This window comes from uncultured Campylobacter sp. (assembly GCF_938045205.1).
Classification (GTDB): domain Bacteria; phylum Campylobacterota; class Campylobacteria; order Campylobacterales; family Campylobacteraceae; genus Campylobacter_B.
The window spans coordinates 56,012-63,450 of sequence record NZ_CALIMY010000034.1; the positions used below are offsets into that span (position 1 = coordinate 56,012).

The following is a 7,439-nucleotide window of genomic DNA, read 5'->3' on the forward strand; positions in this document are numbered from 1 at the left end:
TCAAAAATAAAATTTTAAATAGGAGAAAACTATGGCTAACAACCGAGTTATAAAGATGCATTATGAGCTAAAAGACGGCAAAACCGGTGAAATTTTAGAGTCAAATTTAAACTCCGACCCGATTGCTTTTCTTAGCGGCAAAGATCAAATCATCCAAAAGCTGGAGGATGAAATTTTAAATTTACAAGCGGGCGAGAGCAAAACTGTTCGCATAAGCCCGAGCGACGGGGTCGGCGAGTATAAGCAGGACGCCGTGCAGATCCTGCCTAAAGAGCAGTTTGCGGGCATCGATCTGGTCGTCGGTATGGAGCTTTTCGGCCAGGCGGAGGATGGCGCGACTACCCGTGTGAGCGTCAAAGCTATCGGCGAGCAGGACGTTACCATCGATTTCAACCACCCATTCGCGGGCAAGGAGCTGGAATTTAACGTAAAAATCGTCGAGAACCGCGAAGCGACGGCAGACGAAATTCTTACCGGCCAGCCGGAGGGTGCGCACAGCTGCGGCTGCGGACATAATCATCACGAGGGGCACGAGTGCTGCGGCGGACACGGACACGATCACGCAGAAGATCACGAGTGTTGCGGAGGCCATGGGCATGCAGACAGTCATGAATGCTGCGGAGGCCACGATCACGGGAAAGATCACGAGTGCTGCGGCGGGCACCATCACGAGCATTAGGACTTTTTTATGAAATTTGCTTTTATCTTCCCTGGACAGGGCTGCCAAAGCGTAGGCATGGGCAGGGAGTTTTACGAAAACTCCGCTTCTGCGTGCGCGCTTTTGGATGAGGCTTCAGACTTTACGGGTATCGATTTTAAAAATTTGCTGTTTGAACCCAACGACAAGCTCGACGTTTCGGAATTTACGCAGCCTGCTATCGCGCTAAATTCTATGATGGCGCTTGCAGCGCTGCAAGAAAGAGCGGATCAAGAAAAGCTTAGCATCGCTCCGCAGTTTTTGCTTGGCCATTCGCTGGGCGAGTTTAGCGCGCTAAGCGCTGCGGGAGGCATGGAGCCGAAGCAGATGCTAAAGCTCGTAAATATTCGCGGCAGGCTTATGCAGAGCGCCTGCGAGGGCAAAGGCGCCGGAATGATGGTGATCTTGGCTCTTGCCGACGAGGCGGTCGAGAAAATTTGCGCGGATGCGACGAGCGCGGGCAAGCAGGTTTGGGCGGCGAATTATAACTGCGACGGGCAGATCGTAGTCGCGGGCAAAAAAGATGATCTCGCAGCACTCGAGGGCGAGTTTAAAGCCGCGGGCGCAAAGCGCGCAATGCTACTGAATATGAGCGTCGCGAGCCACTGCCCTATGCTACAAAGCGCCAGCGACGAGCTTTTGGAATTTTTGCGCCCCGCGTTAAAAGAGAGCTTTGCCCCCGTCATCGCTAACGCCACGGCGCGCGCATACACGACGAAATCCGAAGCGCTAGAGCTGCTGAAAGCCCAGCTTGTCGGCCCCGTGCTTTACAAGCAAAGCATCAAAAATTACGAGAGCGAGGCGGACTGCTTCATCGAGTTCGGCGCGGCGGTTTTAAAAGGTATAAACAAAAAGATCACGCAAAAGCCGACCTTTAGCATCACGGATCTTGCGAGCTTAGACGAGTTTGTAAAATTTGCAAAGGAGAATGGATGAAAGTAGCGATCTTAGGCGCTATGCCCGAAGAGATCGAGCCGCTGCTATCTGCGCTGCGCGAGCGGGGTGTGAGCGTGGAGGCTGTAGAGCACGCGAATAATAAATTCTACGCCGCTAAGCTTAACGGCCACGATCTAGTGATCGCGTATTCGAAGATCGGCAAGGTAAATTCCGCCCTGACGGCTACGGTTATGATCGAGAAATTCGGCGCGCGCTCGCTTATCTTTACGGGCGTCGCGGGGGCTTTGAAGCACGGCATCAAGATCGGCGAAATTTTATACGCCACCGCGCTCGTGCAGCACGATCTGGACATCACGGCGTTTGGACATCCGCACGGATTCGTGCCGGGAAGTAAAATTTCGGTTCAAACCGACGCGAAGTTAAATTCTATCGCGCAAAGCGTCGCTGAGCAGCTTGGTATCACGCTAAAATCGGGCGTCATCGCTAGTGGTGATCAGTTTGTGGGCGATGAGGAGCGCAAGAGTTGGATCGAGCGGACGTTTGATGCGAGCGCGGTCGAGATGGAGGGAGCGAGCGTAGCGCAGGTGTGCGACGCGCTGGGCGTGCCGTTTTGCATACTGCGCGCGATAAGCGACGAGGCGGGACACAAAGCCGAGTTTGACTTTGACGAGTTTATGGTAAAAAGCGCGCAGACGAGCGCAAATTTCGTCCTAAAAATGATCGAAAGGTTATGATAAGCCTCTCCAAAAAACTACTTCGCCGCGTCGGACAAACCAACGCCAAATACAAGATGTTCGAGCGCGGCGATAAAATTTTACTAGCTCTTAGCGGCGGTAAGGACAGCATGAGCTTGGCGCACGTGCTGAAGCACTTCCAAAGCGTAAGCCCGCTAGATTGGGAGTTTCGAGCCGTCACCGTTACTTACGGTATCGGCGAGGATCTGCGCGAGATAAGCGCGCATTTTAAAGAGCACGAGATCCCCTACGAGATAATCGATACTAAAATTTTTGAATTCGGCAAGGAAAAGATCCGCGCAAACACCACGTTTTGCAGCTTTTGCTCGCGTATGAGGCGCGGATACATCTACTCCTACGCGCTCGAACACGGCTTTAATAAGATCGCCATCGCCCACCACCTCGACGATGCCGCGGAGAGCTTTTTTATGAATTTCACTTTCAACGGCGCGCTTCGCACCCTCGCTCCGCGCTACGTCGCCGAAAACGGGCTTGTGATCATCCGCCCGTTCATTCTTGCGCGCGAGCGCCAAATCGCCGCCTGTGCCAGAGATAATGAGCTTCCGATCATGCGCGAGGAGGAGGTCTGCCCCGCGAGGCAATACGGCGGCAAGGAGCCCACCGCGCGCGCCGCTACGAAAGAGCTTTTGGCGCAGTACGAAAAGGCCCATCCGAGGTTTTTTATCAGCCTGCAAGCCGCCTTCGCCAACATCCACGAAGATACTTTTTTCGAGCCTAAATTTTAAAATTTTAAGCGGTTTGCACTCCCTTGTTCAAACGAATTCAAAGCGCGCAGTTCTTGCGATAACATGAGTTTCGTGCGCCTAGTTCGATTTTTTGGCTTGAATGAGCCTGACGCGCGCAGAGCAGTTATCTTCCCCTGTGCTCGAACGAGCTGTGAGCCGCAGCGTGAGCATTAGCCCCACCGCATCTAAGTTGTAACGTGAGCGATTACGCCTCTGCGTCCGACTGCGTGTTATAGTGATTGTACTTCTGCGTCCGAGCCGCGTGTGCGAGTGATTGCACTCTTGCGTCCAAGAAACCGTACGCACGAGTGATTGCGCTCCTGCGTTAAGTTGTGTGCGCGAATGGTTATATTTCCTACGTCTTAGTAGCTGCGAGTGGAGCGGATTGTGTGGCCTGTATCTGTTTTTTGCGAAACGCTTACGGCTGCTTTCGGCGCCACCCTCTCGTCCTGCTCAAAATGCCGCCCGTACCAAGCGGAGCCTTACGAGCAAGCGTTATGGGCTTGCAAAGCTCGCGCGAAAGATAGTTGTAGAAATTTTATTCCGAAAAGTATTTTTGAAATTTTACTTCACAAAATTTCAAAATTCTCAACCAGATTAAATTTTAAAATTTTAACGAAGCCCGATTTAAAACTCTGACGAAGCCGAATTATGAAATTTTACCCCGCAAAATTTTAAAATTTATCGGCAGGCTATAGTTTGGACTACGTATAGCTTGAGTCGCGCTCGCTAATTTATCGTCGCACGCTGCCGCGCGCCGTAAATTTAAACCGCTCGCCCGCTCCGCAAAATGTTTCAAAAATTTTACTTCACAAAATTTTAAAATTTTAACGAAGCCGAATTTAAAATCCAGGCGGAGCGAAATTTTAAAATTTCTCGCAGCCGAATTTACGCTCTCGTTTCATAAACGTTACCTTTTGAAATTTCGCCGCTCGCGCCCGCTTAAATTTAACGCCGCTTCAAAATTCCTCAAACCCTCCGCTGTCGCACGCGCAGATCAAATTTTAAAATTTCGCGGGCGCTGCATTGCTTCTCAAATTTACACACTGCGAAATTTTAACCGATTTTCGCTCCGAAATTTATGCCGCATTAATCGCCGCGGATATATAATAGCGAATGTCATATTTCACGTAAGGAGTAAGCATGGCTACAATCCAACCAAGCTATAAGCTTTTCATCGACGGCGAGTTTGTGGGTGCCGAAGGCGGCGCGAGCCTAGACGTTTTTAATCCCGCTACCGGCGAGAAAATTTCAAAGATCGCAGATGCTAGCAAGGCGGACGTCGATAGAGCGGTCGCCGCAGCCCGCAAGGCGTTTGAGAGCTTCCGCCGCACCAGCGTTTATGAGCGCAGCGCGCTGCTAAATAAGATCGCCGACGTCCTAGAGCAAAACGCCGAGTTCATCGCCACCGTAGAGACTATCGACAACGGCAAGCCGATCCGCGAGACGCGCGCGGTCGACGTAGCGTGGTCGATCGAGCATTTCCGCTATTTTGCGGGCGTGATCTTGGGCGAGGAGGGCAGCGCCAATATGCTAAAAGAGCGCTATCTATCCGTCGTCTTACGCGAACCGATCGGCGTAGTAGGACAGATCGTGCCGTGGAATTTCCCGTTTTTGATGGGCGCGTGGAAGCTCGCTCCGTTACTTGCCGCGGGCGATACGTGCGTATTTAAGCCAAGCTCCGAGACCAGCCTTAGCATTTTGGAGTTCATCCGCCTAATCGCGCCGCTGCTTCCAAAGGGCGTCATCAACGTCGTAACCGGCAAGGGAAGCAAGGCAGGCGAGTTCGTCCGCACCCACAAAGGGCTCGATAAGCTTGCATTTACCGGCTCTACCGAGGTCGGCAGAGGCATCGCGCTAGCCGCGGCACAAAAGATCATCCCCGCTACGCTTGAGCTTGGCGGCAAGAGCGCAAATATCATCTTTGACGATTGCGACTTCGACGTTGCGATCGACGGCGTGCAGCTGGGAATCCTTTTCAACCAAGGTCAGGTCTGCTGCGCGGGAAGTAGAATTTTTGTGCAGGAGGGCATCTACGATAAATTCGTACCGGCGCTCGTGGAGAAATTTAAGCGCATCAAGGTGGGCGATCCGCTCGATCCGAACACCCAGATGGGATGCCAGATCAACAAAAAGCAAGCCGATAAAATTTTAGAGTACGTAAAAATCGGCGTAGAGGAGGGCGCTAAGATTGCCGTGGGCGGCAAGCGACATAGCGCGGGAGAGGCTTTCGTCGAGCCTACGCTACTCGTGGACGTGCGCAACGACATGCGCGTGGCGCAGGAGGAGATCTTCGGTCCTGTGGGCGTCGTGATTAAATTTAAAGATCAAGACGAGCTCGTCCGCATGGCGAACGACAGCCTCTACGGACTTGGCGGCGCCGTATTTACGCGCGACATCGCAAAGGCGCTCACGGTCGCACGTCTGCTTGAGACGGGTCGCGTGTGGGTCAATACCTACAACCAGATCCACGCCGGCGCGCCGTTTGGCGGCTACAAAGAATCGGGCATAGGTCGCGAGACGCACAAGATGATCCTGGATCACTACACCCAGACCAAAAACATCTACATCGACACGATCTCTAAACCGAGCGGCTTTTACGAGCAGTAAGGACTTAGCGCGGTACCTCGGGCTACGTTTCGGGCGGTTTGCGCCGCCCGAAATTTTATTTTGCTTTATTTGAATTGCGTATTTAATTTTAAGATTAATAGAGGCTCATCATTTGGCGGCAAATTTTTATTTGCCAACCTGATACCTTTATAAACATTTATCGTGATTTTAACATTTGGTATGTCGGTAGCCTTTGAAAAATTATTTAAGAGTAACTTTATATCATCATCTCTAGCGCTATAAATGTTTGCTATACTCTCATATCTATCGGTAATTTTTCCACAAGACCAAGAACCGCCTAGATGATTTAAATCTCTTATTCCTTCAAATATTATTTCTTCTGCTTTGTCGTTATACTGATTCCGACATTCCCTACCGTCGCAGCCGAATAATATAAATGCAGCGACTATCAAAAAGAAACACTTTGTAAATTTCAGCATTTCATTTTCCTTAATTTGATTTTGTGTCTAATTTTACGGTTAATATATTCTTGCTAAATAGTGGCGGAGTTTTGCTGCCCCATTTCCAATATCTCTCATAAACCGATATAGTAATTTTGACATTTGGAATTTGTGCCGCCTCTGCTACATTCTTTAATAAAGTCTCTAAATCATCGTTGCTAGGTCCGTAAAAATTTATGAAGTATTCATAGTTGTCAATAGACCCGCGCGTCCAATCTCTATTTTCCTTATCCTTTAAATTGTTGGTTATAGTAGAAAACGCCTTATTATTGTATTCGTTGCGGCATTCATTACCGTCGCAGCCGAATAGAACAATCGCAAAAAATATTGCAACAAGAAATTTTATGGCGAAATTAAAATACCCGCCTGTTTTTATAGTTTGATAACTACGATAGTAACCCATTTTCGCTCCTCAGATAAAATCCCTGTATTCGATATTTTTGTTACTCATTAAAATTTTTAATTTTTCAAAATCTTCTTTTGTTATATAACTTAAAGGCAAAATAATCGAGCTTAGATTAAATACGATATTTGCCAAATTAAATTTTAGTTTTAGGCAAAGTGTTTCGCCTCCCGGCAGATATGCAAATGTAGCAATATATTTAATCTCATCATATTTTAGAATCCTTTGCCAAAATATATATCTTACTATCACTTTATCATCGTAGCACGCAATAAATTTAAAGCAATTCGGAATAACCGTCGTATAAAAAAGACCGATTAGCGTTATCCAGCCTACGATAGGCGCATAAGGCTTGTCGAGCATTATAAAAACAATGGCGATATAAAATTGCAAAATTTTAACTACCGAATAAAAAGGTCCGTAAAAACGCCTCGCCCTTTTTATGATTAGCAGCGGCTCGCCCGGTTTCGCATCGTTCATTTTTGATCCTCAGATAAAATTTATTCATATTTGAAATTTTTAAAATTGAAATATCTTACATTGCGTTCTTTCAGTAGAATTTTCAGCTTTTCAAAATCATCGCTGGCTATGTAGTCCATCGGTATAGAGATCGAGCCTAGATAAATCAATATATCATAAATTTTAGGCTTAAGCCTTATGGCTAAAATTTGTTTAAATGATATAGGGATTTTATATGCGGTGAATTCCTTTATATCTGTAAGCATGATAATTTTTTCCCAGAAAAAATATTTCACGACTATGCGATCATCGTAGCACGCAATAAATTTAAAGCAATTCGGGATAATCTCTGCGTAAAAAAGCCCGATTAGCATCACCCAGCCTACGATAGGCGCATAAGGCTTGTCGAGCATTATAAAAACAATGGCGATA

General features: G+C 48.2%; 9 protein-coding genes. 5 read left to right on the forward strand and 4 right to left on the reverse strand.

The annotated features are described in order from the left end of the window. Positions 1–31 precede the first annotated feature (31 nt). From Q0198_RS02295 to Q0198_RS02315, 5 genes are all read left to right on the forward strand, one after another. Positions 32–679: an FKBP-type peptidyl-prolyl cis-trans isomerase gene (locus Q0198_RS02295; RefSeq protein ID WP_297894485.1), complete on the forward strand. Its 648-nt coding sequence runs from the start codon at positions 32–34 to the stop codon at positions 677–679. 9 nt (positions 680–688) lie between these two features. Then, positions 689–1,633: an ACP S-malonyltransferase gene (gene fabD, locus Q0198_RS02300; protein WP_297894488.1), complete on the forward strand. Its 945-nt coding sequence runs from the start codon at positions 689–691 to the stop codon at positions 1,631–1,633. Further along, positions 1,630–2,328: a 5'-methylthioadenosine/adenosylhomocysteine nucleosidase gene (locus Q0198_RS02305; RefSeq protein ID WP_297894490.1), complete on the forward strand. Its 699-nt coding sequence runs from the start codon at positions 1,630–1,632 to the stop codon at positions 2,326–2,328. The genes fabD and Q0198_RS02305 overlap by 4 nt, the downstream gene beginning before the upstream one ends. Beyond that, the gene (locus tag Q0198_RS02310; protein ID WP_297894491.1) at positions 2,325–3,074 is read left to right on the forward strand and encodes an ATP-binding protein; all 750 of its coding nucleotides are present in this window, start codon (positions 2,325–2,327) and stop codon (positions 3,072–3,074) included. The genes Q0198_RS02305 and Q0198_RS02310 overlap by 4 nt, the downstream gene beginning before the upstream one ends. A gap of 1,143 nt (positions 3,075–4,217) precedes the next feature. Continuing rightward, a complete protein-coding gene (locus tag Q0198_RS02315) occupies positions 4,218–5,684 on the forward strand; it encodes an aldehyde dehydrogenase family protein (RefSeq protein ID WP_297894493.1) in 1,467 nt (488 codons plus the stop codon). A gap of 65 nt (positions 5,685–5,749) precedes the next feature. On the opposite strand, the gene Q0198_RS02320 is transcribed toward Q0198_RS02315, so the two are convergent. From Q0198_RS02320 to Q0198_RS02335, 4 genes are all read right to left on the reverse strand, one after another. Continuing rightward, positions 5,750–6,124 (reverse strand): hypothetical protein, encoded by a 375-nt coding sequence (locus Q0198_RS02320; protein ID WP_297894494.1) that lies wholly within the window; start codon positions 6,122–6,124, stop codon positions 5,750–5,752. Positions 6,125–6,134: 10 nt separating this feature from the next. Continuing rightward, positions 6,135–6,548 carry a hypothetical protein gene (locus tag Q0198_RS02325; protein ID WP_297894495.1) on the reverse strand — a complete coding sequence of 138 codons (414 nt, stop codon included), beginning with the start codon at positions 6,546–6,548 and terminating at the stop codon, positions 6,135–6,137. A 9-nt stretch (positions 6,549–6,557) separates the two neighbouring features. Beyond that, positions 6,558–7,028 carry a hypothetical protein gene (locus Q0198_RS02330; RefSeq protein ID WP_297894497.1) on the reverse strand — a complete coding sequence of 157 codons (471 nt, stop codon included), beginning with the start codon at positions 7,026–7,028 and terminating at the stop codon, positions 6,558–6,560. Positions 7,029–7,048: 20 nt separating this feature from the next. Then, a partial coding sequence (locus Q0198_RS02335; protein WP_297894498.1) for a hypothetical protein occupies positions 7,049–7,439 on the reverse strand: 391 nt, incomplete at its 5' end.

Coding starts and splice junctions, on each gene's coding strand:
- Q0198_RS02315 (WP_297894493.1), top strand. CDS start 4,218: ATGGCTACAATCCAACCAAGCTATAAGCTTTTCATCGACGGCGAGTTT.
- Q0198_RS02330 (WP_297894497.1), bottom strand. CDS start 7,028: ATGAACGATGCGAAACCGGGCGAGCCGCTGCTAATCATAAAAAGGGCG.
- Q0198_RS02320 (WP_297894494.1), bottom strand. CDS start 6,124: ATGCTGAAATTTACAAAGTGTTTCTTTTTGATAGTCGCTGCATTTATA.
- fabD (WP_297894488.1), top strand. CDS start 689: ATGAAATTTGCTTTTATCTTCCCTGGACAGGGCTGCCAAAGCGTAGGC.
- Q0198_RS02295 (WP_297894485.1), top strand. CDS start 32: ATGGCTAACAACCGAGTTATAAAGATGCATTATGAGCTAAAAGACGGC.
- Q0198_RS02305 (WP_297894490.1), top strand. CDS start 1,630: ATGAAAGTAGCGATCTTAGGCGCTATGCCCGAAGAGATCGAGCCGCTG.
- Q0198_RS02325 (WP_297894495.1), bottom strand. CDS start 6,548: ATGGGTTACTATCGTAGTTATCAAACTATAAAAACAGGCGGGTATTTT.
- Q0198_RS02310 (WP_297894491.1), top strand. CDS start 2,325: ATGATAAGCCTCTCCAAAAAACTACTTCGCCGCGTCGGACAAACCAAC.